This is a genomic window from Austwickia sp., from assembly GCA_016699675.1.
Taxonomy (GTDB): domain Bacteria; phylum Actinomycetota; class Actinomycetes; order Actinomycetales; family Dermatophilaceae; genus Austwickia.
Genome location: CP064985.1, coordinates 924,296 through 950,795, shown reverse-complemented (window position 1 = coordinate 950,795; position 26,500 = coordinate 924,296). Strand labels below are relative to the sequence as shown.

General features: G+C 72.4%; 21 protein-coding genes and 3 tRNA genes. 13 read left to right on the top strand and 11 right to left on the bottom strand.

The window, feature by feature from the left end:
• The first annotated feature begins 182 nt into the window (after positions 1 to 182).
• The 5 genes from cysK to nudC all read left to right on the top strand — a co-directional run bounded on the left by cysK (position 183) and on the right by nudC (position 6,485).
• Positions 183 to 1,127 carry a cysteine synthase A gene (gene cysK, locus IPK37_04465; protein ID QQS01684.1) on the top strand — a complete coding sequence of 315 codons (945 nt, stop codon included), beginning with the start codon at positions 183 to 185 and terminating at the stop codon, positions 1,125 to 1,127.
• A 272-nt stretch (positions 1,128 to 1,399) separates the two neighbouring features.
• On the top strand, positions 1,400 to 2,002 hold the full coding sequence (cysE, locus tag IPK37_04460; GenBank protein ID QQS02665.1) for a serine O-acetyltransferase: 603 nt from the start codon (positions 1,400 to 1,402) through the stop codon (positions 2,000 to 2,002).
• 175 nt (positions 2,003 to 2,177) lie between these two features.
• Entirely contained in the window at positions 2,178 to 2,420 is a 243-nt protein-coding gene (locus IPK37_04455; GenBank protein QQS01683.1) for a hypothetical protein, read from the top strand.
• Between the two features lie 41 nt (positions 2,421 to 2,461).
• Positions 2,462 to 5,491, top strand: a complete 3,030-nt coding sequence (locus tag IPK37_04450; GenBank protein ID QQS01682.1) for an AAA family ATPase — start codon at positions 2,462 to 2,464, stop codon at positions 5,489 to 5,491.
• Positions 5,492 to 5,534: 43 nt separating this feature from the next.
• Entirely contained in the window at positions 5,535 to 6,485 is a 951-nt protein-coding gene (gene nudC, locus IPK37_04445; protein ID QQS01681.1) for an NAD(+) diphosphatase, read from the top strand.
• 73 nt (positions 6,486 to 6,558) lie between these two features.
• Here nudC and IPK37_04440 read toward each other — a convergent pair whose 3' ends face one another.
• On the bottom strand, positions 6,559 to 6,738 hold the full coding sequence (locus IPK37_04440) for a hypothetical protein (GenBank protein QQS02664.1): 180 nt from the start codon (positions 6,736 to 6,738) through the stop codon (positions 6,559 to 6,561).
• A gap of 59 nt (positions 6,739 to 6,797) precedes the next feature.
• Complete coding sequence (locus IPK37_04435) at positions 6,798 to 7,208, bottom strand: YtxH domain-containing protein (protein QQS01680.1); 411 nt, start codon at positions 7,206 to 7,208, stop codon at positions 6,798 to 6,800.
• A 174-nt stretch (positions 7,209 to 7,382) separates the two neighbouring features.
• On the opposite strand from IPK37_04435, the gene IPK37_04430 reads away from it, so the two are divergent.
• The 3 genes from IPK37_04430 (at position 7,383) to IPK37_04420 (ending at position 10,880) form a co-directional block, all read left to right on the top strand.
• The gene (locus tag IPK37_04430) at positions 7,383 to 8,462 is read left to right on the top strand and encodes a zinc ribbon domain-containing protein (protein QQS01679.1); all 1,080 of its coding nucleotides are present in this window, start codon (positions 7,383 to 7,385) and stop codon (positions 8,460 to 8,462) included.
• A gap of 602 nt (positions 8,463 to 9,064) precedes the next feature.
• The gene (locus tag IPK37_04425; GenBank protein QQS01678.1) at positions 9,065 to 10,144 is read left to right on the top strand and encodes a hypothetical protein; all 1,080 of its coding nucleotides are present in this window, start codon (positions 9,065 to 9,067) and stop codon (positions 10,142 to 10,144) included.
• A 193-nt stretch (positions 10,145 to 10,337) separates the two neighbouring features.
• Positions 10,338 to 10,880 (top strand): TIGR03086 family protein, encoded by a 543-nt coding sequence (locus IPK37_04420; GenBank protein QQS01677.1) that lies wholly within the window; start codon positions 10,338 to 10,340, stop codon positions 10,878 to 10,880.
• 46 nt (positions 10,881 to 10,926) lie between these two features.
• On the opposite strand, the gene IPK37_04415 is transcribed toward IPK37_04420, so the two are convergent.
• Both IPK37_04415 and IPK37_04410 read right to left on the bottom strand, forming a co-directional pair.
• A tRNA-Ser gene (locus IPK37_04415) sits at positions 10,927 to 11,014 on the bottom strand.
• A gap of 84 nt (positions 11,015 to 11,098) precedes the next feature.
• Positions 11,099 to 11,362: a metal-sensitive transcriptional regulator gene (locus IPK37_04410; GenBank protein QQS01676.1), complete on the bottom strand. Its 264-nt coding sequence runs from the start codon at positions 11,360 to 11,362 to the stop codon at positions 11,099 to 11,101.
• Between the two features lie 171 nt (positions 11,363 to 11,533).
• On the opposite strand from IPK37_04410, the gene IPK37_04405 reads away from it, so the two are divergent.
• The 3 genes from IPK37_04405 (at position 11,534) to IPK37_04395 (ending at position 13,365) form a co-directional block, all read left to right on the top strand.
• Positions 11,534 to 12,553, top strand: coding sequence for a LacI family DNA-binding transcriptional regulator (locus IPK37_04405; protein ID QQS01675.1), 1,020 nt, complete (start codon positions 11,534 to 11,536; stop codon positions 12,551 to 12,553).
• 227 nt (positions 12,554 to 12,780) lie between these two features.
• On the top strand, positions 12,781 to 12,984 hold the full coding sequence (locus tag IPK37_04400; protein QQS01674.1) for a cold-shock protein: 204 nt from the start codon (positions 12,781 to 12,783) through the stop codon (positions 12,982 to 12,984).
• A gap of 287 nt (positions 12,985 to 13,271) precedes the next feature.
• Positions 13,272 to 13,365: transfer RNA gene (locus IPK37_04395), tRNA-Ser, on the top strand.
• On the opposite strand, the gene IPK37_04390 is transcribed toward IPK37_04395, so the two are convergent.
• From IPK37_04390 to IPK37_04360, 7 genes are all read right to left on the bottom strand, one after another.
• Positions 13,344 to 14,630, bottom strand: coding sequence for a bifunctional glycosyltransferase family 2/GtrA family protein (locus IPK37_04390; GenBank protein ID QQS01673.1), 1,287 nt, complete (start codon positions 14,628 to 14,630; stop codon positions 13,344 to 13,346). The two genes, IPK37_04395 and IPK37_04390, sit on opposite strands and share 22 nt — an antisense overlap.
• Positions 14,631 to 14,646: 16 nt before the next feature.
• Positions 14,647 to 16,851, bottom strand: coding sequence for a glycosyltransferase family 39 protein (locus IPK37_04385; GenBank protein QQS01672.1), 2,205 nt, complete (start codon positions 16,849 to 16,851; stop codon positions 14,647 to 14,649).
• Between the two features lie 90 nt (positions 16,852 to 16,941).
• On the bottom strand, positions 16,942 to 18,441 hold the full coding sequence (locus tag IPK37_04380; protein ID QQS02663.1) for a HAMP domain-containing histidine kinase: 1,500 nt from the start codon (positions 18,439 to 18,441) through the stop codon (positions 16,942 to 16,944).
• Positions 18,442 to 18,528: 87 nt separating this feature from the next.
• A complete protein-coding gene (locus IPK37_04375) occupies positions 18,529 to 19,233 on the bottom strand; it encodes a response regulator transcription factor (GenBank protein QQS02662.1) in 705 nt (234 codons plus the stop codon).
• 867 nt (positions 19,234 to 20,100) lie between these two features.
• Positions 20,101 to 21,924 carry a phosphoenolpyruvate carboxykinase (GTP) gene (locus tag IPK37_04370; GenBank protein QQS01671.1) on the bottom strand — a complete coding sequence of 608 codons (1,824 nt, stop codon included), beginning with the start codon at positions 21,922 to 21,924 and terminating at the stop codon, positions 20,101 to 20,103.
• A gap of 640 nt (positions 21,925 to 22,564) precedes the next feature.
• Positions 22,565 to 22,640 (bottom strand) — tRNA-Arg (locus IPK37_04365).
• A gap of 82 nt (positions 22,641 to 22,722) precedes the next feature.
• Positions 22,723 to 24,567, bottom strand: a complete 1,845-nt coding sequence (locus IPK37_04360; GenBank protein QQS01670.1) for a beta-N-acetylhexosaminidase — start codon at positions 24,565 to 24,567, stop codon at positions 22,723 to 22,725.
• Positions 24,568 to 24,766: 199 nt separating this feature from the next.
• Here IPK37_04360 and IPK37_04355 point away from each other — a divergent pair, with 199 nt between their 5' ends.
• Both IPK37_04355 and IPK37_04350 read left to right on the top strand, forming a co-directional pair.
• Positions 24,767 to 25,576, top strand: coding sequence for an RDD family protein (locus tag IPK37_04355; GenBank protein QQS01669.1), 810 nt, complete (start codon positions 24,767 to 24,769; stop codon positions 25,574 to 25,576).
• Positions 25,573 to 26,364 (top strand): RDD family protein, encoded by a 792-nt coding sequence (locus tag IPK37_04350; GenBank protein ID QQS01668.1) that lies wholly within the window; start codon positions 25,573 to 25,575, stop codon positions 26,362 to 26,364. Before IPK37_04355 ends, IPK37_04350 begins: the two co-directional genes overlap by 4 nt.
• Positions 26,365 to 26,500: the final 136 nt, after the last annotated feature.

Genomic DNA, 26,500 nt, shown 5'->3' with positions numbered 1-26,500 from the left:
CGGCCCGAAGGCCCGCCACCAGGGCAAAGGTTACCCGCGGGTACGTCGAGGCGTCCAAACCCTCGGACCCTGGACGGTCGACCTGTGAGACGGGCTGCATAAGTTTTTGTTGGAATATTCATAACGACCCTACTGTTGACCCCGACGACCGCCACGAGCCGACCCTTCGGGAGCCACCTATCATGCCCGTCTTTGCCGACGTGACCGCCATCGTGGGGCGTACGCCCCTCGTCCGCATCAACCGCATCGTTCCCGCCGCCGCCACCGGCGGATCCGGCGCGACCGTCCTGGCCAAGTGCGAGTTCAACAACCCGGCCGGCTCGGTGAAGGACCGCATCGGCGTCGCGATCGTCGACGCGGCGGAGGCCTCCGGCCAGCTACGCCCCGGCGGCACGATCGTCGAGGCGACCAGTGGCAACACCGGGATTGCGCTGGCGATGGTCGGCGCCGCCCGCGGCTACAAGGTCGTCCTGACCATGCCCGACACGATGTCGACCGAGCGCCGCGCCCTGCTGCGGGCGTTCGGCGCCGAGCTGGAGCTGACCCCCGGCGCCCAGGGCATGAAGGGCGCCGTCGACCGCGCGGGCGAGATCGCCGCCGGGGACAACGCCATCCTCGCGAGCCAGTTCGCCAACCCGGCCAACCCCAAGATCCACTACGACACGACGGGCGCCGAGATCTGGGCCGACACCGACGGAAAGGTCGACGTGCTGGTCGCGGGCGTGGGCACCGGCGGCACCGTGTCCGGCGCCGGCCGCTACCTCAAGGAGCACAACCCCAACCTGCGCGTCGTGGCCGTCGAGCCCGCCGAGTCGCCCATCCTCTCCGGCGGCCAGCCCGGCCCGCACAAGATCCAGGGCATGGGCGCGAACTTCGTCCCCGAGAACTTCCAGCGCGACGTCGTCGACGAGGTGGTCACCGTCGACGCGCCGACCGCCGTCGAGTACGCCCGCAAGGCCGCCACCGACGAGGGCCTGCTCGTGGGCATCTCCGCGGGCGCGAACCTCGCCGCCGCCGCGCGCCTGGCCGCCCAGCCGGAGTACGCCGGGAAGACCATCGTCACCATCCTGTGCGACACCGGCGAGCGCTACCTCTCCACCATCCTCTTCGAGGGCCTGACCTCCTGAGCCCTCTCTCCGTCCTATCTGGAGCTGCCGACATGAGTGCCATCTGGAACGACGAGGTGGGCCTTCGCCCCGACGAGGGCGGTCCCGTCTCCCGGACCTCGACCCGCCTGCTGCGGGTGATCCGCGGGGACCGCGACGTACGTCGTGCGCCTTGGGCGCCCCAGGGTCCGGAGGGGACCGACGTCTCCTCCCAGGAGGAGGCGCGCGAGGCGGGCCGTCCTGAGTACGAGGTGCCGACGCCGCGGACCCGCCGCGACGCCGACCAGGCCGGCCTGCAGCGCCGCAGCAAGCTCGCCAAGGCTCGCGACAGCGTCCTGGAGGACCTCGACGCGGCCATCGAGCGCGACCCGGCCGCGACGGGCCGGCTGCAGATGGCGCTGGTCAGCCCGGGGCTGCACGCGGTCTGGGCGCACCGGCTGGCGCACGAGATGTGGGCCCACGACAAGGGCAAGCTGCCCGCGCGGCTGCTGTCTCAGTGGACCCGGGCCCGCACGGGCATCGAGATCCACCCGGGCGCGACGATCGGGCGCCGGTTCTTCATCGACCACGGCATGGGCGTCGTCATCGGCGAGACCGCCGAGGTGGGTGACGACGTGATGATGTATCACGCGGTCACGCTCGGCGGTCGCACCCTGGCCAAGGGCAAGCGCCACCCCACGGTCGCGAACAACGTGACGCTCGGTGCGGGGGCCCGCGTGCTCGGTGCCATCACGGTCGGTGCGGGCGCCCAGATCGGCGCGAACTCGGTGGTCGTCAAGGACGTCCCGCCGAACACCGTCGCGACCGGCGTGCCGGCCAAGCACCGGGCGATGGAGCTGGGCCCGACCGAGGACCCGTACGAGGCGATGTTCGCCGAGCCGCAGCTGTGGATCTGACGCGGCGCGGCCGGCTCTGAGGTAGCTGCCCGGCCCCGGGCGGCAACCTTCGGCCAGATCTGAGGTAGTCGGGCCGGGCGGGGTACGGCGTTCGCCCGATGTGGCCCGCTACCTCATCCGACGAGCCTGAGGCATCGACATCCGGCCCGGATGTCGCAGCCAGAAAGGCCTCGTCATGAGCCTCGTCTTGACCCCCGACACCCTGGCCGCCGAGATGGAATGGCGGTACGGCGACACCCGCGGCGCCGCTCGCTACGCCCCCGCGCGGCCCTCGCGAGAGATCGCCGCCACCGTCCGCGCCCGTCTGCGCGCCGCCCTGAGCCGCCCGGCCGGCCCGGGCGCCGTCCCCGAGGCGTCGGCCACGCGCACGTCCCGCACAGCCGCCCGCCCGATCAGGGCCGCCGTCGCCTCCTCGTGACGGTCCCCGGCGTTGTCGGTGCGCCACCCCATAATCGGGAGGTGCCGCTGTACGCCCCCGCGACGCCGCTCATCGGGCGCCGGGACGACCTTGACCGCCTGCGCCGGGCCCTCGATCTGACCGGCGGAGGCGGCATCGTCCTGCTGTCCGGGGACGCAGGGATCGGAAAGTCGCGGCTGCTCGCCGCCGCGGCCCACGCGGTCGCGGAGGAGGGCGTCCTGGTGGTGGCCGGCTACTGCGTCGGACTCGCCGGGGCGGCCCCGGCGTACCTCCCCTTTGCCGACCTCGTCGGCGAGCTGGCGGCCGCCGAGCCCGACGCGGTCGCGCAGGTCGCCGCCGCGCACCCCGCGCTCGGCCGCCTCCTGCCGGGGCTCGGCGCCGAGGCGTCGACCGCACCCGACGTACCGCCCGATCCGGCCCGCATGGCCGCCGCCGTGCACGCCTGCCTGGAGGCCGTGGCGCGCCGTCGCCCGCTGTTGGCCGTGGTCGAGGACGTGCACTGGGCGGACAACTCGTCCCGCGACCTGCTGTCCGTGCTGTTCACCAGGGGGTTTTCGGCGCCGGTGGGGCTCGTGGCCTCGTACCGCTCGGACGACCTGCACCGCCGCCACCCGCTGTACGAGACGCTCGGGGTGTGGGCACGGCTGCCGCGGGTGACGCGCTTCGAGCTCGGCGCGCTGCCCGACGACGACATGCGCACGTTGGTGGCCGGGCTCGCCGGCGCGCCGGGCGATCCCGCCGTGGTGGCTGACGTGGTGGAGCGCGCCGAGGGCAATGCGTTCTTCGCCGAAGAGCTGGTCGCCGGCGGCGCCACGGTGTCCGGGGACCTGGGCCGGGTGCTCTGGCTGCGGGTCGACAGCCTCGGCGAGGACGCCCGCGCGGTGGTGCGGACGATGGCGGTGGCCGGGCGGTCGGTCTCGGCCGACCTGCTCGGGGCGGTCACGGACTGGGACCCCGGCGCGCTCGACGCGGCGCTGCGGGAGGCTCTCGACCGGCAGCTGGTGGTCCGGGCCGACGCCGACCTCGCCTTCCGGCACGCCCTCCTGGCGGAGACGTCGTACGACGACCTGTTGCCGGCGGAGCGGACCCGGCTGCACGCGGCGTACGCCGCCGCCCTGCTGAGCCGACCCGACCTCGGCACCGACGCCGACCTCGCCCGCCATTCCCATGCGGCCGGTGACGACGAGGTCGCGGTGGCGGCCGCGGTGCGCGCCGGACAGGAGGCCATGCGGGTGGGCGGGCCCGCGGACGGGTTGGCGCACTACGAGCGTGCCCTGGGCTGGCTCGCCGCCGACGACCCGGACCGGGACCGGATCACCGAACTCGCCGCAGGCGCCGCGACCGCCTCGGGCAACACGCTGCGAGCATTCCTGCTCATCAAGGACCGGATCGAACACCCCGGCGCGAGCCAGACCGCGCAGCAGCGCGCGGGGCTGTTGGCCCTGCTGGCGCTCAAGGCCCGGATCCTCGACTCGCCGTTCGACGCCCTGGGCACGACCGCCGAGGCGCTGGAGCTGTTACCCGCCGACGCGCCCCCGCACCTGCAGTGTCGGGTCCGGTTGGCCCGGCTGCAGGCGCTGGTGGACGACTACCGCTACGCCGAATCGCTGGCGCTGACCGACGAGATCACCCGTCTCGCGGAGGTGTACGAGCTGCCCCGGGTCGGCACGGAGGCGAGGGCGATCCTCGGCCGCGTGATCGAGGCGGAGAAGGACACGGCCGCGATGGGCGCGCACCTGGAGGCCGTCCGGGCCGAGCTGACGGGCCTGGACGACCCGGTCCTCATCCGGGTCTGCCACAACCTCGCGGGCGTCTACCACCGCGGCGGCGACCTCCGCCGGGCCCGCGCCATGCTCGCGGAGGGTCGCGAGGTCGCGGAGCGTCGACACCGGCCATGGGCTCCCTGGGCGACCGAATGCCGTCTGCTGGAGGGCGTCTACAGCTTCGAGCTGGGGGATTGGGAGCGGGCCGCCCGGCTGCTCGACCTGCCCGTGGCGATGGTCTCGGACGTGAGTCAGGCGTTGATCGCCGCCGGCGGGCTGGTCCTGCGCGTGGCGCGGGGGGAGTCGATCTCGGAGACCGAGCTGAGCATGTTGGGTCGGTGGTGGCCGTACGACGGGCTGGTCACCCTCCTCACCTGCGTCGGGGGCGTCGAGTCGCTCGCGGCCTCCGGCGATCCCCTCGGTGCCGCGCGGCTGCTGAACGCCGGCATCGACACGCTGGATCGGTTGTGGGGCACTGACTACCAAGGGGTGGTCCGCCTGACCGCGGTCGGCGTCGGCGGCATCGCCAGCCCGATCGCCACCACCCCCGGCCCGAGCGCCTCCACCGCTGGCCCGAGCGCCACCACCGCCGTCCCCGAGCCGGCCGTGCCGGAGATCGTCAGCCTCCTCGCGCCGCTCGTCGGGCGCGCCGCCGGCCGCGTCGCCCAGTCGGACCACTACGTCGGGGCCGAAAGCCGGGCGTGGGCCCTGCGGCTCGCGGCCGACTGGTGCCGGCTGCTGCGTCGCCTTGGTGCCGGGGCCGGCCCGACCGCCGCCACGGCCTTGGCCGAGGCGAGGGCCCTGGCGCCTGCGGCGGAGGACGAGGTGGCGGCCTGGCGCGCCGCGCAGGCGGCGATGGCCGCTTACGGCCACGGGTACGAGACCGCCCGCTGCCGGGCCCGGCTCGCCGAGGCGCTGGCCGCCGCCGGGGATCTCGCTGGGGCGGCGACGGAGGCGGCCGCGGCCCGCTCGGTGGCCGAGGCGTTGGGGGCGCGGGCTCTTCTGGCGGAGCTCGACGCGCTGACGCGGGGGTCGTCGTCTGGCCTCGACACCGAGACCGCGCCCGGCGCCGGCACTGCCGACGGGCCCAGCACCGGCGGCGTCACCCGGGCCGCGAGCCCGCTGACGGCCCGCGAGCTGGAGGTCCTCGCCCTGCTCGCCCTGGGCCGGACCAACGGCCAGATCGGCAAGGAGCTGTTCATCAGCACGAAGACGGCGAGCGTGCACGTGTCGAACATCCTCGCCAAGCTCGGCGCCCAGACCCGGGGGGCGGCGGCCGCCGAGGGCGCTCGCCGGGGCCTGCTGTAGCGCCGGTCTCGGGTCCGGGCGTCGTGGTCCCTAGGCTTGGCCCGTGACCCCGCCCGGCCCGCCGTACCCCGCCGTCCGCGACCTCTGGCTCCAGCAGTCCGGCTGGGATCGGCGCGGCCACGATCGACTCTCCGACGACGCCGACAGCGTCGCGTTGGCGGCGCCGGGGACTCGCGTGTGCGACGTGTCCGGTCTGGAGGTGCGGCTGCGGGAGGACCGCCGCGGGCTGGCCTGGCGACGGCCCGAGAGCGGCGACGCCGGCCCTGAGGTCCTGACGATCTGGGTGGGCGGCCCGGAGGGATCGCGGCGGCTCGTGCGGGTGCACGGCACGGCCGGTACGCCGGAGGACGGCTGGACCCCCTGGCGCGAGGCGACCCCGGCGCTGTCGGTGCCGGACGCCGAGGCGATGGCCATCGGGTTGGGGGTGGGGCGCTGGCACCGGTTGCACGGCTACTGCGGCCGCTGCGGCACGGCCACCTCGCTCGCCGCGGCGGGCTGGTTGCGGCGCTGCCCGGGCTGCGACACCGAGCACTACCCGCGGACGGACCCCGTCGTCATCATGGCCGTGGTCGACGCCGACGAGCGGATCGCCCTGGCGCGCGGTCATCATTGGGTGTCCGCGGTGGGGATGTCGTGCCCCGCGGGTTTCGTGGATGCCGCGGAGTCGCTCGAGGACGCCGTACGTCGGGAGGTCGCGGAGGAACTCGGCCTGACCGTGACCGAGGTGTCGTACGCGGGCAGCCAGCCCTGGCCGGCCGCCGCCCAGCTCATGGTCGCGATGGTGGCCCGGGTCGACGACCCCACCCTGGCCATCGACCCGGGCGAGGTCTCCGCTGCGCGCTGGTTCACCCGCGCCGAACTGGACGCGGCCCTCGCGGCGGGCGAGGTCACGCTGCCCGCGGCGTACGCCGCAGGGCGCTGGCTCGTCGAGGCCTGGCTCGGCCACCGGGTGCCCGACGACTATGCGACGGTGTACAGCCGCGCGCCGTACTGAGTGATGGGGGACTGACTGATCGGGCGGCCCGACTGACGTCGGGCCGCCCGATCAGGGCAATGCGCTCGCTCGGTCAGCCGAACTCGACGCCGCCGGTGGCTTCCTCGGCGGTCCGGCGAATCTCCGGCTCGGGGTTGAGGGTGCGCTCCTCCGATTCGGCGAGGATCGCCTCGGCCTGCCCAATCGGGTCGTCGCTGCCGGCCGCTACTTCCTCGGGCAGCAGTTCGGCCCGATCCGGGACGGCTTCCTCCACGACCTCGTCGACCGCGGGGTCGGGACGGGCGGTGTCGTCGACGCTCATCGTGGCCGGGCCTACTGACCCTGCTCCGAGTGCGGCGTCATGCCGTCACGGATGTCGTCGTCGTCGCCTGCCCGGGCAGTCATCGGCTGGCCGGCGGGCGGCGCGCCGGCGCCCGTGTACGTGACGCCCGACGCGTCGTCCTGCTTGCCGCCCGTGACATCCGCGACCTTGGCCTTGGCGGCGCCGGCCGCGTCGCCCAGCTTGCTCTGCAGGTCGGGGGCCTTCTCCTTGGCCGCGCCGACGACGGCCCCGCCGGTCTCGGCGACGAACGACTGGGCCTGGCCGACCTTGTCCTGGACCCGCGGGTCGTGCCAGAGGGTGTCTGCCTGGGACTTGATCTGCTCGTACCGTCCCCGTCCAGCCTTGGCGCCCAGCACATAACCCAGAGCGGCGCCGGTAAGGAAACTCAGTCGCCCGCGCATCGCAGGCCCCCTTTCGAAGGAACACCGGTGCGGCGAGTGCCTCGCCGCAGTGCCCGCGAGCCTAGTCCGTTTGGACCTTCCCGGCATCCGGGGCGTCCCTGACCAGCGGCGATGAGGCATGATGAGGCTGACTCGCTAGGCTACGACGCTGACCCGCGTGTGAGGAGGGGCGCCATGGCGAGATTCTGCGCGCAGTGCGGCGCGTCTCTGCCGCCGAGCGCCCGGTTCTGCGTGTCGTGCGGGCACCAGGTCGACGGTGCGGTCCCGGCGTCGGCCTCGGGCATCTCGGCGTCGGCCTCGGAGATCGACCAGCCGACGGCACCGATGACCCAGGCGGGTCCGCCCGCCGTCGCGCCACCGCCCGCGGCCTCGTCGCCTTCCGGCGCCCCGCCCCGGGCCGAGTCGCCGCCGCTCGCCGACACCGCGCCGATCCGTGGGGGCGCCCAGGGTCCGGGGGACTCGGCTGCGCCGCACGTCGAACGTCCCGCCGGGGTGTTCGATCAGTTCGCCGCGTGGCCCGATCACCCGGACGCGCGGACCGGGCGGTCCGCAGCGCCGTACGGCGGGAGCGGGTCCGGCGCGTCGGCCCTGGCCGCCACCCCGTCGGCGCGCGGCGAGGACCCGGACCGGCTCGCTCGGAAGCCCCCGACGTGGCCGCTGCTCGTCGCCGTGGCCGTCCTTCTGGTGGCCGGACTGATCTGGGCGTTCATGGCGCTGAGGGGCGGCAGCGGACCGAGCCCCAGCGCCTCGACCTCGGCGGCGGCGAGCAGCGGAACCGTGGCCTCCTCCTCGCCCGCCCCGACCACCACGCTGAACGACGAGGCTCAGGCGGCCCGCGTCGCGGTGGGGCAGATCTTGGACTCCGGGCGAGGCTCCCGGACCACCCTGATGCAGGGCATCGAGGCGTATTGCACCAAGGGGGACAAGCCCGGCGGCAAGGCCCAGATCGACGAGGCCCTGCAGGGGCGGATGGCGCAGCTGGCGAAGGTCAACGACGTCGGCGACGGTCCCTTCGCGAAGGTCAAGGGCGGCATCGACGCCCGCGACAAGCTGAGGGCCGCGCTCCAGGCCTCGGCGGCCGCCGACCAGGTCTACGTGCAGATGGCCAACGCGGGCACCATCTGTCAGGGCGGCTTGGAGCTGACGCAGGCGAATGCGCACGCATCGACCACCAAGAAGACTTTCCTCGACACCTGGAACCCGATCATGACCGCGCCAAACTGCAGCCGTTGGGTTACGACGAGATCTAACTGACAGTCCGAATTATGTTGTCATTCGGGCCCGCCCGACGTAGCGTTTGCGCCATCGAATTCCTAGCTGCCACAGACGGTTTCGCGCCGGGTGGCAGGAATGCCTCGATGCCGGCGGCGTAGGGGCCCGCAAGGTCGGCCGATGCCGCGTGATCGCCTGATCCGTTGATCGCACGGTTGCGAACGCGAGGGGGGACGCGTGATGTCACCAATCCGCTTGGTTGCTGCGGATTGCGCGCGGGCTGACCGCCTGCGCGGCAGAGTACGCCGCGCCCGGTGACCTCCCCGCAGGTCGCCGGTGGGTTCGGGACGGAATAGGCGGCGCGTAAGGGCATACGACGGTGCCCCGTCCCTGGACGTCGTTTCTTGTGGAATCGAGGTCCGCATTTCCTGCCGTTGGCGCGGCGTCCCTTGGGTCACACCGGGATCTGGCTGCGTCTGTCTTGTCGTGCCCGCCGACACGGCTTGTGTTTGCCGTCCTCGGCGGCACGAGGCAGCACGTCGCCGCGTCCGCGACACGTCTCAGTCTCCCTGCATTGTTGCGCGTCACATTCCGGCCGTCGGCCCGAGCGCCCCCGGCCGGTTCACCAGAACAGGAGCACGTCCATGTCTGCACTCTCGAACCGACCCCTTCGCCTTCTCGCCGGCCTGGTCCTGGCCAGCGCCGGCCTGGTCGTCCCGCTCGCCCCGGCGAGCGCGACGACGGCACCGCCCGCTGCCGTGACCGTGCCCGCCGCCGCCCCGTGGGGTGGCTGGCAGTCCTTGGGCGGGACGCTGACGTCGCCGCCTACCGCCGTCACGACCGGGCTACAGCGCGCCGCGGTCTTCGTGACCGGCACCGACAACGGGCTGTGGACGCGGTCGTTGGCGAACGGAACCTGGACCGACTGGACGTCCCTCGGCGGCGTCCTCACCTCGACGCCCGCGGCGGTGACCAGCGGGACGAGCGTCGCGGTGTTCGCGCGGGGCACGGACAACGCGCTGTGGACGAGGTGGTGCTCCAACGGCACGTGGGGCAACTGGAAGTCGTTGGGTGGCAGCATCACGTCGGCTCCGACGGCTGTCGCGTACGGCTCCGGCCGCGTCGCCATCTTCGCCAACGGCACCGACAACGCCCTGTGGATGCGCACGCTGGGGACCGGCGGCTGGAGCGCCTGGCAGAGCCTGGGCGGCACGTTGACCTCACCGCCGACCGCGGTCAGCTACGGCTGGGGCCATATCGCGGTGTTCGGCCTCGGCACCGATAAGGCGCTGTGGACCCGGCAGTTCAGCGACGGCGCCTGGAGCCCCTGGACCAGCCTGGGCGGTGTCCTCACCACACCGCCCGCGGCCGTCGCCGCGGGCTGGGGTCGCGTCACCGTGTTCGGGCGGGGCACCGACAACGCGCTGTGGACCAAGGCCCAGGTCAGTGGCCGATGGGGCAACTGGGCCTCCCTCGGCGGGTCGATCACGACGACCCCGGCGGCCGCCAGCACCGGCGTGGCGCAGATCTCGGTGTTCGCCCGGGGCACCGACCAGGCTCTGTGGGGTCGCAGCCAAGCCTCGGACGGCCGGTGGGGTGCGTGGTCGTCGTACGGCGGCGTCCTCACCTCCCAGCCGGCGGTGACGAGTCCCACCGCGGGCCAGGCAGCGGTGTTCGGGCGAGGAACCGACAACGCCCTCTGGACGGGGACGCTGACCCGCTGAACCCTGACCCGCTGCCCCGTCTGACCCGCTGACGGCCAGCACGGGTTGACGCCCACCCAGCACGAAACCCGGTCCGGCGACGCGCGCCGGACCGGGTCTCGCTCGGTGGGCGCGCGGTCGCCGGCGCTCTATTCTGAGCGGCGAGTTGCTGCGGCAGCTCGCCAGGAGCCGGCACGGTCAAGGGGGTTCAGCGGTGAATGTGGCACGCGAGTCGTTCCGGCTGCTCGAGGATGTGGTGGGACGCCTGGAGGAGGGGGACTGGGAGCGGCCGTCGAACCTCGACGGCTGGTCCGTGCGGGACGTGGTCGCGCACGTGACCGGGAGCGTCGCCAAGGCCCGCGGCCTCGCGCGTGACGAGGCGATCTCGCAGCTGCGATCGGATCCGGAGGCCTGGTACGTGGCCGACCCCGTCGCCGAACTTCGCGACACCTGCGCGGGCGCCTTGGCCGCCTTGGCGGAGGCCGACCTGGGTGCGCCGCGCGAGATGCGGGGCGCGCGCATGCCGTTGTCCGCGGCCCTGGCCTTTCCCGTCGTAGACGCGATGGTGCACGCCTGGGACATCGAGCATTCGCTGGGCCGACGCCTGGAGTTGGCGCCGGAGCTGCTGGACTATGCTCGCGCGTTGACCGACCGCGTGACCACGGCTGCCAACCCGAACTTCGCGCCGCCGATCCCGGCGCGCCCCGACGCGAGTGCCACCGAACGGTTGATGGCCCAACTGGGGCGGCCGAGCTAGACCCGGTCGAGCGCGGGGAATCAGCAAGCGACTCGTGCTGACGATGCGGAGGGCGTGGGATTCGAACCCACGATGAGGGATCACCCCATAGCGGTTTTCAAGACCGCCGCACTAGGCCACTATGCGAGCCCTCCCTGCCCGGTTGCCCGAGCAGGCCCAGTCTACGGCGGGCCCGGCGAGCCTCAGTGAGCCGTCGGCCGTGTCGGCGTACCGCGTGATCACGCGAAGGACAGGAAGATCTTCTCCAGGCGCTTGGCGTCCAGGCTGGACTCGTCCCCGGCGTCGATGCAGCGCCGCAACGTGGACGCGATCAGCGTGTACGCCGCCCGATCGACCGCCTTGCTCACGGCCGCGAGCTGGGTGACGACGTCCTCGCACTCGCGGCCGTCCTCGATCATGGCGAGCACGCCCCCCAACTGCCCCTGGGCTCGGCGCAGTCGGTTGATGACCGGAGCCATGTCGTCGGGATCCAAGGAGACCATGGGCATCGCCTTCCAACCGGGACCGGCGGGCCGGTCGCCACACCCGGCACGATTCCGGGAGGAGCCCATGATACCGGCGGGGGTATGTGCGGTGGGAGTGGGGCATCCCGTCAGCGCGCCGGGACCACGCGGACCTCGTCTCGGAGCGATCTGGTGCGCGAAGATGTGCCCATGCCCACTGTCACGATGACGATGGTCGCCCGGGATGCGGGCGTGTCCGTCAGCACCGTGTCGCACGTGGTCAATGGCACCCGGCCGGTCAACCCCGAAACCAGGCGCCTGGTCCTGGAGTCCATGGAGCGCCTGGGATTTCGGCATCGTCCGGTGTCCGGGTCCCTTGCTGCGGGCTCGACGCTGACCATCGGACTGGCGCTGTCCGCCTCGGTGAACGCGGGTCTGCGCGAGCTGGTCGACGGCATCGAGGAGGAGGCCTCCCGGCGGGGGCTGCAGATGCTCCTGGCCGACACCCACGACGATCCGGAGCACGAGGCGCGGGTCGTCGCGCGGCTGCTCGCGCACCACGTGCACGGGCTCCTGCTGGTCCCCTCGGTCGCCGGTGAGGACGGCGCCCTCAAGCTCATCCAGGAACGATCGGTGCCGTTCGTCGTCGTGGACCGCGTCCAGGACGTCCGCGCGGACCAGGTCGGCGTGGAGAACGAGGCCGCGGCCTGTTCGCTGGTCGAGCACCTGATGCAGCGCGGGCACACGCGGATCGCCTACGTGGGCGGCCCGACCGGCCATCCCACCTTCCGGGAGCGGCGCCACGGCTACGAGGAAGCCCATCGCCGCCGTCGCCTCGCCATCGACCCGGATTTGGTCGTCGCGGAGTGCGCCGGGGAGGACGCGGCGCGGCGGTCCGTCGGGGCACTCTTGGCGAGCCCCGCCCCGCCGACTGCGTTGTTCACGGCCGGGTACGCCGCCACCGTCGGCGCCCTTCGCGCCGCCCGCGCGGCCGGCGTCTCCGTGCCCGGGGACCTGGCGATGGTGAGCTTCGACGAGGTGCCCTGGTCCGGCGTCGCCGAGCCGGCCATGACCACGCTGGTCCAGCCGTGGTTCGCGATCGGAGCTCGCGCCGTGCAGATGCTCATCCGGCGCATGAACACGCCGGACGCACCGGCGCAATCGTTGCGGCTGGCGGGGGAGATCCTGCATCGCCGCAGCTGCGGCTGCGAGGCGCCGGCGCGCGGCTGAGCGCACCGGCCGGCCGAAGAAACTGGGCAACCGACCTATTGGCCCGTGGGAGCTCCGTGCTACGGTGAAGCTGGTTGCACAAGCAGTTCCTCGCAGCATAATCCGGTCCAAGCATCAGCAAGGGCCGGGAAGTGGGCCTGTCCCGCGGTGACGGGGTACGCCGCAGCCAGGCGGCGCGCACGATGGGTTCGCGCCGACGGCCTCACAGATAGAGAGTTGTATTTCGCATGGCTCAGGGCACCGTGAAGTGGTTCAACGCCGAAAAGGGCTTCGGTTTCATTGCTCAGGACGGCGGCGGCCCCGACGTCTTCGTTCACTACACCGCCATTCAGACGAGTGGCTACCGCTCCCTCGATGAGGCGCAGCGGGTCGAGTTCGAGGTGACGCAGGGTCCCAAGGGCCCGCAGGCGGACAACGTTCGCCCGCTCTGAGCGTCGCCACTCCTCAGACTTCGACGAAGGGCTCCCGGGTTTCGACCCGGGAGCCCTTCGTCGTGCGCGGAGTCGGGTGGCGCCGTGCTCAGACCTCGTGCCGTCGCCCAGCCTCGTGCCGGGTCCCAAGCCTCGTGCCGACGCACGCCCGGGGCCTCGGCTGGCTCGGTCCGCACGCCGGGGCCACGGGCGACCTCGAGTCCGCCTGGGACGCTTTTGTCTTGCGCCGCCGGGACCGGGTAACCTTGCCACGTCCTGCGGCGGCCTCTCCAGGCCGCTCCAGCGGTGGAGGCGTCGCCTAGTCCGGTCTATGGCGCCCGCCTGCTAAGCGGGTTTGGGGGTTATACCCCATCGAGGGTTCAAATCCCTCCGCCTCCGCCAGTGGTCACCGGGGCTCGGCGCGACTCCTCGCGCCGGGCCCCGGTGGCGCTTTCGGCGTCAGCCGCCAGCGGCGGCTCGGCCTCGGCCACGAACCGGGCGTCGGCCGGGTGGGGCTCGCTCATCCACGACCGGAACACCACGAACTTCACCACGGTGGCCACTACGTTCGCCGTACCGACCACCGCGGTGACCACCGCGGTCGGCGCACCCGGCGCGACCCAACCGAGCACCCAGAGGGCGAACGCCGAACTCGCCCAGGTCAGCGCGAAGATCGCCAGGCCCACCAGCTGATGGCGCCACCAGCCGTGCCGGCTCCGCACGCCGAACGTGAAGCGCCGGTTCGCCGAGGTGTTCCAGAGCGTGGCGACGATGAGGGCCAGCGCGTTGGCGACCTGCGCGGCCACCCCCGCGGCGTGCATCGCCGCGAACGCCGCGAGATTGAGGACCGTGCTCGCCGCGCCGACGCCGGCGAATCGGCCCGCCTGCCCCAGGATCGAGTTGCCGAGCCGCCCGCGCCCGATGCGGATCGCGAGGTCATCGACGGGGATCAGCCCCCGCGCGAACGTCCGCCGCATCCGCAGGACGCCGGCCAGGTCATCGCGGGCGGTGCCGGCGACGTCGACGCGGCTGTCCGGGTCGTCGTACCAGTCCACCGGCACCTCATGGATCCGCAGCCGACAGCGTTCGGCGAGCACGAGCAGTTCGGTGTCGAAGAACCACGTCGGATCCTGCACCCACGGCAGCAGCTCGCGGGCGACGTCGGCGCGGATCGCCTTGAACCCGCACTGGGCGTCGCTGAATCGGGCCCCCAGTGCGCCGCGGAGGATGAGGTTGTAACTGCGCGAAGTGAACTCGCGGAACGGCTGACGCACCACCCGCGACCCGTGGCTTAGCCGGGAGCCGATGGCCAGGTCGGAATGCCCGCTCATCAGGGGCGCGACCAATGGCCACAGCGCGTCGAGGTCGGTGGACAGGTCGACGTCCAGATACGCCAGCACCGTCGCGTCGCTGCGGCCCCACACCTCCTTGAGTGCGCGCCCGCGACCCTTGCGGTCGAGGTGGTAGGGCAGGACGGTCGGGTACCGCGCGGCCAGGGTCTTCGCCACCTGCCAGGTTCGATCGGTGGAGGCATTGTCGGCGATGGTGATGCGGTACGGGTAGGGGAACGTGGCGCGCAGGTGGGTGTCGAGGCGGTCGACGCAGGCCGCGAGCGTGGCCTCCTCGTTGTAGACCGGGACCACGACGTCGAGAACGGGGTTGGTCATCAGGTGTTCCTCCACGTCACGAGGCGTCGGCGAGTGGCTGGGTCAGGTCGTAGAACGTCTGGCCGCCGATGTTCACCGAGGTGTAGTTGGCCTGCACCCAGGCGCTGATCTGCGCGGCGGCGTTGCTTCCGCCGTTCTGCCGCCCGCCCATGCCGCCGCCGGCGAGGAAGTAGTGGATCTGGCCGCTCGTCACGTACGACTGGAACTGCGCCAGCGTCGGGCTCGGGTCCGAGCCGTTGAAGCCGCCGATCGGCATCACGGGTTCGCCGGTGCCGAGCTGGAGCCCGGCCGCGTTCTGCGACCCGATCGTGGCGGCCACCCAGCGGTAGCTGCCGGCGTTGGCCTGCAGGGCCTGCACCACCGCGGTGCTGGGGGTCGCGGCGTTGAGCAGGCCGCTCGCCCCTCCGGTCCTGCCCGTCACGCCTGTCCCGCCCATGCCGCCGGGCATGCCGCCGGGGAACTGGGGCTGAGTGCCCCCGCCCGACTGGGTGCCTGCGCCGGGTTGCATGCCCGCGCCGGGTTGCGCGCCCGGTGCGCCGGGCGGGAAGCCGCCGCCGAACTGGCCACGGCCACCGAAACCGCCGGGACCGCCCTGCCCCACGCCGGCTGGGCCAGCCGTCACGATCGACCCCTGATGCGCGCTCGTCACCGTGGAGGCGGAATAGGCCGCGGGACCGGCGAGGGAGGCCGCGATCGCGGTGGCGGCGACGATCGGCACCACCCGCCGGTGAATCCGGTGGTGGACGAGGAGGAGCAGCGCGGCGGCGAGGCCGGCGATCAGCACGACGTACCGCAGCGGACCGTACGCGACCGTCGCCACCCGGGTGAGCAGCACGAAGGCCCAGATCGCGGCGGCTGCCGTGCCGAGCGCCAGGACCGCGGTCCACAACCGGACGTCGCGGCGCCGCCAGCCGAGGCCGGCGCCCAGTCCGACGAGGCCCGCAATGCCGGGGGCCAGCGCCACGGTGTAGTAGTCGTGGTAGATCCCCGCCATGAACGAGAACACCAGCGTGGTCACGATCGTCCAGCCGCCCCAGACGAGGAACGCGGCGCGCAGCGGATCCGTACGTCGAGTGCGGGCGGTGGCCCACAGCCCCGCCACGAGGAAGATCAGGGCGGTCGGCAGCAGCCAGCTCACGTGGCCGCCGGAGATCCCCAGGAACATGCGGAACAGTCCGGTCTGGCCCCACATGCTCCCGCCGCCGCCTGCCCCGCCGGCCGCTCCGACCGGGCCGCCGCCGACGGAGCCGGTCTCGTTGCCGTCGATGCGCCCGAGTCCGTTGTAGCCGAAGGTCAGCTCCAGGAACGAGTTCGTCTGGCTGCCCCCGACGTACGGGCGCATGTTCGCCGGCAGCAACTCGACGATCGCCACCCACCATCCACCGGCCAGCACCATGGTGCTTACTCCAGCAAGCGCGCCAAGGGCCCGCCGGCCGATCGACCCGGGGGCGGCGATCAGGTAGACCAGCCCCAGGACCGGCACCAGCAGGAACGCCTGCAACGTCTTGGTGAGGAAGGCCAGGCCGACGAACAGCCCGACGACCGCGAACCAGCGCACGCTGGTCATGGCGAACCGGCGCCGCGCCCCGCCGTACGGCGTCTGCTCCTCCGGTTCAATCGCCCGCAGCGTCGCCCACGCGGCCGCCACTAGCAGCAGGGTGAGGAGCGCGTCCGGGTTGTTGAACCGGAACATGAGCACCGCGACGGGCGTCAGCGCCAAGGCGGCCCCGGCGAGCATGGCGCCGCCGTGCCCGACGTAGCGGCGCACGCTGCGATACAGCAGCCCCACCGTCGCGACGCCCATGAGGACCTCGGGGACGAGGATGGCCCAGGAGTTGAGCCCGAAGAGCCGCAGGGACAGGGCCATCACCCACAGGGCGGCCGGCGGCTTGTCGACCGTGATCGAGTTGCCCGCGTCGGAGGAGCCGAAGAAGAACGCCGTCCAGTCCACCGAACCCGCCTGGGCCGCCGCGGAATAGAACGAGTTGGCGTAGCCGTTCGCGGACAGCCCGTAGAGGTAGAACCCCAGCGTGGCCAGCAGGAGCGCGCCGAACCCGAGCCGCTCCGCGCGCGGCCAGTGCCGCAGGCTGCGCCGGTCGATCCACGAATCCCGCGGGGCGCCAAGGGCGCTTGGGGTGTCGTAGGCAGGGAGGGTGGGGCTGGGGGGTGGTACGTCGGATGTGGCTGGGCCGCGCGAGGCCTCGGTGGCGGTGACGTTCATAACTCGACGATCGGCTCGCTACCTGTGGCGACCCTGTGCGGCCTCTGTCGCGCCCTGATGACTGCGGTGAACTGCCGTGATGACGAATGGTCAGGTCGTGGCCAGGGGGAGGCGCACCGTGAACACCGTGCGACCAGGGACGCTCTGCACCCCGACGGCGCCGTGGTGGGCCGCCACGACGGCGTCAACGATCGAGAGCCCGAGTCCCGTCGAGGCCGTCGGCGTACCGTTCACGCCCGTCGGCCGCGTGCGCGCCTCGTCGCCGCGGGTGAACCGCTTGAAGATGCGAGGGAGGAGTTCGGGCGGGATCCCGGGACCGTCGTCGGCGACGACCAGGACGGCCGTGTTCGCGTCCCGACGGACGCTCGCCACGACCGTCGTTCCCGCCGGCGTGTGGGTCCGGGCGTTCCCCAACAGGTTGACGATCACCTGGGTGAGGCGGGCCTGGTCCCCGACGGTCTCCACGGACTCCTCGGGCAGGTCGAGTTGCCACTTGTGGTCCGGTCCGGCGGCGCGCGCATCGCTGACCGCGTCGATGACGAGATGCGTCAGATCGACTGGCTCCCGGGCGAGTTCGCGGCCCGCGTCGAGTCGCGCCAGCAGCAGGAGGTCCTCGACGAGACTGGCCATGCGCGCGGATTCGGAGTCGATGCGGGTCAGCGCGTGGCGGACGCCCTCGGGCACCGGCTCGGTCTCCCGGCGGGACAGCTCGGCGTACCCGCGGATCGACGCCAACGGCGTCCGCAGCTCGTGGCTGGCGTCAGCGACGAACCGGCGCAGCTGCGTCTCCGACTCGTGCCGCGCCCGCAGCGAGGTGTCGACGTGGTCGAGGAGCTCGTTGAGGGCGGCACCGACCTGGCCGACCTCGGTGCGCGTGTCGGTGTCGGCGGCGGGGACCCGCTCCGCGATCTCGACCTCGCCGGTCGACAGAGGCGTCCGGGACACCTTCCCGGCGATGGTGGCGACCCGCTCCAGTGGGGCGAGGTTGCGGCGTACCAACCAGGAGCCGCCGAGCACCACCAGCACGATCCCCGACAGCCCGACCAGACCCATGATGGTCACCAGGCGCGTGACGGTGTTCTGCGCCTCGGTCGAGGACAGGCCGCTGACCACAGTGTTCCCCGCGGGATCCGTGCCAGCCACCGCCCGGTAGCTGCCGAGCGATCCGCCCAGATCCACCGTCTTGGGGGTGCCGTCCAAGTCCGCGGAGGCGACCAGGGCGATCTGGTCCGCCGAGAGCGCGGTGACCGAACCCGGTCGCGTGACGCAGGCGACGGTGTTCCCCGATCGCGTGGTGGCGACCGTGAGGGCCTGCCGCCCGAACGCCCCGCCGGCCGCGCGGCCGCCGCCGACCCCCTCACACGCCGCCTGGGCCGCGCCCCACCCGCCTCTCCCCTGGCCCTGTCCCTGGCCCGGGCCGTCGTCGTCGCGCCGCAGCCGGGAGCCCGCCTGGAGCTGTTCGTCGAGCTGGCCGATCACCGAGTGCTGCAGAGCCGCGACGGTCGCCGCGCTGGTCGCGACGGTCACGATCGCGAAGAGCAACAGGATCGACAGGACGAGCTTGCGGCGCAACGACATGGCACCCAGCATCTCGCGGCTCCGCTTCGTCATGAGACCAGCACACGCCCGGCGGCCCTGCAGCCACTGTCGGACCGCTGTGGCCTTCCTGTGGATGACTCAGGCGGCGGGTTTGAGGACGTACCCGACGCCGCGCATCGTGTGGATCATCGGCTCCCGGCCCGCGTCGATCTTCTTGCGCAGGTAGGAGATGTAGAGCTCGACGACGTTCGCCTGCCCGCCGAAGTCGTAGTTCCACACCCGGTCGAGGATCTGCGCCTTGGACAGCACCCGCTTCGGGTTGCGCATCAGGTAGCGCAGCAGCTCGAATTCCGTGGCGGTCAGGTTGATTTCGGCACCGGCGCGGGTCACCTCGTGGCTGTCCTCGTCCAAAGTGAGGTCGCCGACGACGAGCAGGGAGCTCGATTCGTTGGTGGCGACGGCGGTACGTCGCATGAGCGCGCGCAGCCGCGCCACGACCTCCTCGAGGCTGAACGGCTTGGTCACGTAGTCGTCGCCGCCCGCCGTCAGCCCGGCGACGCGGTCCTCGACGGCGTCGCGGGCGGTGAGAAAGAGGACCGGTACGCCAGGATCCTCGGCGCGCATCCGCCGCAGCACCTCCATGCCGTCGAAGTCGGGCAGCATCATGTCGAGGACGACGGCGTCGGGTGCGAACTCCTTGGCGGTCCGCACCGCGCTCAGGCCCGTGCCGGCGGTCTCGACCTGCCAGCCCTCGTAGCGCAGCGCCATCCGCAACAGCTCGGTGATGTTGGCCTCGTCGTCGACGACCAGGACGCGGACCGGGGAACCGTCGGCGCGGCTCAGCGTGGGTGCGGGAGTGCTCATGGATCCCATTAGAGAACAGGACCCCTCGCGTTCCCTAGGGCGCTCCTGTGGCTTCCCTGTGAGCGCTTCGGGTTCCGGACGACGGTGTTCCCAGTCGTCTCCTGCGTCGACCACAGCCTCCGGACAGCATTCGAGCCGACCGTAAGGACAACGTCTCGCCCGTGGATGCACGCCCGACGCGGGACGCCAGAGTAGCGAGGAGCCCTGCCATGGAACGCCCCACACCCCCGCCGTACGTCCCGTCGGCGGCGCAGCCAACCCCTCCGCCGGCGCAGCCAACCGCTCCGTCGGCTCAGCCAACCCCTCCGCCAACGCCGCCCGACGTGGCGGCCATCGCGGAGTCGTCGACCGCGCCGGCGGTTCGACCGGTGCGCTGGTCCGGCCGGAAGACGGCGGTGGCGGCCGCGATGGCCATCGGCTTCGCCGCTGCGGGTACGGCGGCTGCATCGACGGTTCTCCCCGCCGGCGCCGGCGCTGGAGCAGAGGGCGGCCCGGGCGGGACGCGAGGCGGCCACAGTCGCCAGTTCCCGGGGCAGCCGGGCCAAGTCGGCGGCCAGCAGGGCCAAGCGCCGGGCCAGGGTCAAGCGCCAGGTCAGGGCCAGGTGCCCCCGAACCGCTGATCCCGAGGTTCGGGCGCCGACGGAGGGCGCCGGCGGGGAAACGACGTACGGCATGCCGCGTCCCGCCCGCGGGAAACCGCCGGTTTCCCGCGAAAACGCTCACTGCAGCGGGTGCTGTCGTCGGAAAAGTGCGGTCGCCGTCGGAGCGGCTTGCGCGCACCCAGACGCCGAGGGCCGGCCACCCACGAAAGGTGACCGGCCCTGGACCGGGGCGCTTCCTGGATCGTCAGGCGCCGACGCGCTGCTTCAGACCCTCGAGCTCCTTCTTCAGCTCCTCGGGGAGCTTGTCGCCGAACTTGGCGAGCCACTCCTCGATCATCGGGATTTCCTTCTTCCAGCCCTCTTCGTCGTACGCGACGGCCGTGGCGACCTGCTCAGGCGTCAGGTCGAGGCCGGTCACGTCCAGCTCCTCGGGCTTGGGCATGACGCCGACCGGGGTCTCGACGCCCTCGGCCTTGCCCTCGAGGCGGTCGATGACCCACTTGAGCACGCGGACGTTGTCGCCGAAGCCCGGCCACACGAACTTGCCGTTCTCGTCCTTGCGGAACCAGTTGACCTGGAAGATCTTCGGCAGGCCCTCTTCGCCGTGGGTCTTGCCGATGTTGATCCAGTGCTGCACGTAGTCGGCCGCGTTGTAGCCGATGAAGGGCAGCATGGCCATCGGGTCACGACGTACGACACCCACCGCGCCCGCCGCAGCGGCCGTGGTCTCGGAGGACAGGATCGCCCCGACGAAGGTGCCGTGGTTCCAGTCGCGCGACTGGTAGACCAGCGGAACGGTGCCGGCGCGGCGGCCGCCGAACAGGAACGCGTCGATCGGCACGCCGTTGGGCTCGTCGTACTCCGGCGCGATCATCGGGCACTGCTTCGCCGGGGTGGTGAACCGGGCGTTCGGGTGCGCGGCCTTCTCGCCGCTCTCCGGGGTCCAGTCGTTGCGCTTCCAGTCGGTCAGGTGCGCCGGGGCCTCCTTGGTCATGCCCTCCCACCACACGTCGCCGTCGTCGGTCTTCGCGACGTTGGTGAAGATCGAGTTGCCGGCCTCGATCGTCAGCATGGCGTTGTTGTTGGTGTCCGCGCCGGTGCCGGGCGCGACGCCGAACAGGCCGGCCTCGGGGTTCACGGCGTACAGGCGACCGTCCTTACCGAACCGCATCCAGGCGATGTCGTCGCCGACCATCTCGGCCTTCCAGCCGGGGATGGTGGGCTCGAGCATGGCGAGGTTGGTCTTGCCGCAGGCGCTCGGGAAGGCGCCGCCGATGTAGTACGTCTTACCCTCGGGCGACGTGAGCTTGAGGATGAGCATGTGCTCGGCCATCCAGCCCTCGTCGTGCGCGATGGCCGACGCGATGCGCAGCGCGAGGCACTTCTTGCCGAGGAGCGCGTTGCCGCCGTAGCCGGAGCCGAAGCTCCAGATCTCGCGGGTCTCGGGGAAGTGGCTGATGTACTTGGTCTCGTTGCACGGCCACGCCGCCGACTTCTCGCCCTCGGCGAGGGGCGCACCCACGGAGTGGATGCACTTGACGTACGCCGCGTTCGTCTCCTCCATCTGCTTGAGCACGGGCGCGCCGATGCGGGCCATGATCCGCATGTTGATGACGACGTACTCCGAGTCGGTGAGCTCCACGCCGTACTTGGGCTCGTCGGCCTCGAGGTGACCCATCACGAATGGGATCACGAACATCGTGCGGCCCTTCATGCAACCCCGGTAGAGGTCGGTCATGAGGGCCTTCATCTCGGCGGGGTCCATCCAGTTGTTGGTGAACCCGGCGCCGTCCTGAGTCTGGCTGCAGATGAAGGTCTTGTCCTCGACGCGCGCGACGTCCTTGGGGTCGGAGGCGCACCAGAAGCTGTGCGGCTTCTTCTCGTCGTTCAGGCGCTCGAACGTGCCCGCGTCGACGAGGTCCTGGCACAGGCGCTCGTTCTCTTCCTCAGAGCCGTCGACCCACACGACCTTGTCGGGCTGGGTGAGGGCTGCGACCTCGTCGACCCAAGCGGCCAGACCGGCGTGCGTGGTGCCTCCCTGGGTGGGGGTCTTCGTGGTTTCGGTCATCGCGTGTCCCTTCGTGTCGTGGGTCTGCGTACGTCGTACGTCGTGAGCCCGTCCGCTCTCGGTCTGTGCAGGTCGGCCTCGGTCCCCAGTGCGCGGACTACGGACGGGGCGGGCCGGGTAAAGGGCCGACGACGACACGTCCCCGACCGCTGGCGGGGCTTGCTGCACACCTTACGAGCTGAGCTTCGGCAACGGACCTGGACGTGGGGGACCACTTGTTGAGGATTACCTCACAGGGGTGAGCCCGATCGTTCGTACGCCGTCCGCGGCGCCCAAGCCGGGGCGCTGGGGGCGCCGATTAGGGTCGGGAGTAGTCGACCGGATCCTCGATGGACTGACAGTCGCGCTCGATGAGGTTGTGGCACCAGGGGAGCGCTCCGGGGTGGGACGGCCTCGTAGACGCGCACCGCCTCCAGCGTCGAGGACCGACGCCTCCGGGAGACGATGAGCTGGGCCAGGGTCATCGGATTCACGTGCCCAAGCGCAGGATCAGAGCCCACAGGCTTGAACTGCGGTAGCACCCACGGTCGCTCCGCCACCAGGTCGGCAGGGGGGGCCCGTGTGAGCAAAGCCGTTGGCAAGAGGGTCAAAACGTAGAGAGGTCGGAACCGGTGATCTGGGTCCGACCTGGGATGTTGGTTGGCGCGCCCGAAGGGATTCGAACCCCTAACCTTCTGATCCGTAGTCAGATGCTCTATCCGTTGAGCTACGGGCGCAGGTCGCGCTCCCGCGCAACGACCTCACATGTTACCCAGCCCCGGTGGTCGGCGCGAATTGGCTGGTGACGTCACCGTACGCTCAGCAGCCCGACCCCGCCGGCGCGCCGTCGATCGACATCGGCATCTTCGCGGTCGCCCGCGCGCGACCCTGCAGGACCGCCACGAGCGCGTCCCAGGTGGCCGTCGTCCGGCCGAACGTCGCGACCTTCGCGATATCAGCGCGGGCCATTCCGAGGTAGGTGGGGTTGTCGAGGCCCACGGTGATATCGCCACGGGTCGCTCTGGCGGTGCCCGCGTACGACGTACCGGCGTACATCGCCGGCGCACCCACCAGCGCGACCCGCGTGACGCCCTGTCCCGCCCCGCCGGTCACCCGCAAACCGGCCCGCCGGGCGGCTGCGGCCAGCGCCGCTCGATCGGCCGCCTCTCCGCCCTCGATCGTGATCGCCGAGCCGACCAGCGGCGCACCGCACGTGCCGCCGAGCTGGACGATGGAACCCCGGGCCAGCTCCGCGGCCACAGCACCGTTGCCACCGATCGCGGCGGACACCGGGACGTCGGTGCCCGAGGCGCCCGGCGTCGGGCGCGCCCGGACCGCCGCGTGCCGCAGGGTCGCCACGAGCCGGGCCGCGGCCTCCTCCACCCGCGGCCGCGGCAACGCCCCCGACGCCATCGCGGCGACGATGCCGTCCCGGGCGGCCACCGGGTTCTCCGGCTTCAGGACCACGTCGGCGCCGGCGGCCAGTGCGGCGACGGCGGCGGGGCCGGGCTCGGCGTACCGCGAGATCGCCCCCATGCCCATCGAATCCGTCACGACGAGACCGCCGTACCGAAAGCGCTCCCGCAACAGCCCGGTCAGCACGGGACGCGACTGGGTCGCGGGCGCGGCGGGGTCGACGGCCGGGACGACCACGTGCCCGGCCATCACCCCGGGCGCCCCGGCGGCGGCGAGTCGCGCGAACGGCGCGAGGTCGCGCGCGAGCAGCGACTCCAGCGACCCGGACAGCACCGGCCGGTCGACGTGGCTGTCGGTCCGCAGCCGCCCGTGGCCGGGGAAGTGCTTGGCGGTGGAGACGATCCCGGCGTCGGCGTACCCGCGCGCCATCGCCACCGCCATCCGGCCCGCGAGCTCGGGTTCGCCTGCGAGCGAACGGGTTCCGATCACCGCGTCGCGCCCGTCGGTGACGTCGCCTGCGGGGCTGAACGTCATCGTGAAGCCTGCGGCGCGCAGCTCCCGCCCGGAGGCTTCGGCGACGGCGCGGGCGAGCTTGGGGTCGCCCGCCGCGCCGACCGCCATGGGCGCCGGGAACGGCGTGAGGGGCTCGGCGAGCCGGGTGACGATCCCGCCCTCCTGGTCGACCCCGACGAGCGCCGGCCAGGCGCGTCCGGTCCGCGTCAACTCGGCCGTCGCGGCGGCCGCCAAGTTCTGCATGGCGGGGACCCGATCGGCCGCCGCCACAGGCACATTCCCGCCCAAGACGATCACGCCCGCCGCGCCGGAGGCGCGCATCAGGGAGGCGGCGTTGCCGGTGCCCTTGCCGTCGTACCCGATCACCAGCACCTGTCCCGCCAACGCGGCGGGGGAGAGCTTCGCAACGTCGGCGCGGGCGCGAGCCAGCTCCTCCGGGGTAGGAAGGCCGTCGATCGGGGGATCGGCCTGGGTCTGCGCCGCCGCCTCGTCGGGCGTGCCGCTCGGCCTCGGCTTGCCGGGCGCGCCGGGCAAGCCCGCCGAACCCCCTGCTGCCGCGCTCGAACTCGTGCCGGTCGCCGCAGACGTGGCTTGCGTCAGCGACGCCGTGCCGCCGTGCGGGCCCCCCGTGTAATCCCCGACGACCAGCGCCGCAATCGACACGGCCCCGACGGCGCCCGCCGCGACCAGCCGCGTACGTCGTGCGCCGCCTCGCGGCGGAGTCAACAGTCCCATCAGCGGCAGGTTAACTCGGCCAACTGCCCAGGCGGTCCAGGCGACTCCACTCCGGGACGGCCCAGGGAGCGATGCTCACGTCGGAGCCGCCCGATCGGCGATCCCGGTCCGCCGGTGGCCAGGCGCGGGCAGGCCGCATACTGGTCGGGGCGCTCACCAGGGGGCGAGCGACGGGTCCAGAGTGATCGGGGAAGAACGGATGAGCCGTACGCCGAGTGGGTGGCCTGAGCCGCCGGGCGGCGAGTCGCACGAGCAGCACTGGCAACAGGGGCAGTACGGCCAGCAGGGCGGCCAGCCGCAGGAGCAGCAGCAGGGGCACTACGGCCAGCAGCACTGGCAGCAGGGCCAGTCTGGCCAGCAGGCCGGCGAACAGCACTGGCAGCAGGGGCAGTACGGCCAGCAGAACTGGCAGCACGGTGGGCCGCAGGACGGCCCGCGGTGGGGGCAGCCGGTTGAGCGTGCGGATCTGGGCGGCTCGCCGTGGCAGGCGCCGTCCTACGGAGCGACGGCCCCGCCGTGGCTCTCGGCGTACGGTCAAGGTGGTCCCCGCACCGCCCCCCGCGGCAGCCGCGTCGGCGCCGAGGTGCTGGACCTCTTCATCCTCGGCATCCCGCTGATGCTCCTGATCTTCGTGCCGGTCCTCGCCATCAGTGCGGCGGTGGGACCGTCGACGGGCGCGCGCTCCACGGGCATGACGTCCGGCGACGTGGCGCTCTTCATCGCGCTCCTCGGCGTGTGGTTCTGGCCGGCGGTGGCGCCGGCGATTTACTACGGGTCCTTCGACGGCGTCCGCGGCGCGACCCCGGGCAAGCGCATCTGCGGCCTGCGGGTGGTCGGCATCCACAGCGGTGCCCCGATCGGGTTCTGGCGCACGGTGCTTCGCCGGCTCGTGCTCGGGCTGACGTCGAGCGCGTTGCTGCTGGGGTACTTCTCGATCCTCTTCGATTCGTCCGGTCAAGACCGCGGCTGGCATGACATGGTCGCCGATTCAAGGGTGGTGCAGGCGTGAGCAACGACAACCAGCGGTACGGCGACGGTGGTCGGCCTCCGGAGGGCGATGGCGAGCGGCCGTACGGCTTGCCGCCGGAGTTCGGCCAGCAGGGGTACGGGCAGCAACCGCACGAGGGCCAGCCGCCCTACGGGCAGCCGGAGTACGGGCAGCAGCCGCACGGCCAGTCCCCGTACGGGCAGCCGCAGTACGGCGAGCAACCGACATATGGCCAGCAGCCCACCTACGGGGCGCAGCCGTATGGCCAGCAGCCCTACGGGCAGGACCCGTCGGGCGTCTGGCAGGCACCGACGTACCAGCAGGGCACCGTCCCGCCGTGGCAGTCCCAGTACGGCGGCGGCCCCGGCCAGCCGCAGATCCCCAGCGCGTGGGCTCGCCTCGGCGCGCGCATTATCGACGGCTTGATCGTCGGGATCCCGCTGGCGATCCTCGGGGCGATCACCGGGTGGGACACCGTGACCCGGTCCACCGGCGAGTTCAACTACAACGCCAGCAACGGGCTGTTCAACCTGTTCCGGGCGCTGGTGATGGCGGCGTACGGCGCGTACTTCTACAGGAGCCGCGGCGCCACCCCCGGCAAGATGGCGCTGAAGCTGCAGGTGGTCAACGAGCAGAACGGTCAGCGGCTGACGTTCGGACAGGGCTTTGCCCGCGAGATCGTGCTCTGGCTGTCGGGTTTCCTCTGCCTGATCGGGTACTTCTCGCTGTTCTTCGACGGCACGGGCCGTAAGCGCGGCTGGCATGACAAGGCCGCCAAGTCCTGGGTGATCGAGCAGCGCCCCCGGTGACCGGCCCCGGCGAAGACAACCGAGACCCGTACGGCGGCGCCCCCGGCGAGCCCTACGGGCCGCCGCCGCAACCGCCGTACGGCGGGAGCGCGCCGCCCCCGGCGTACGGCGAGACCCCGCCCGCCCCGCCGTACGG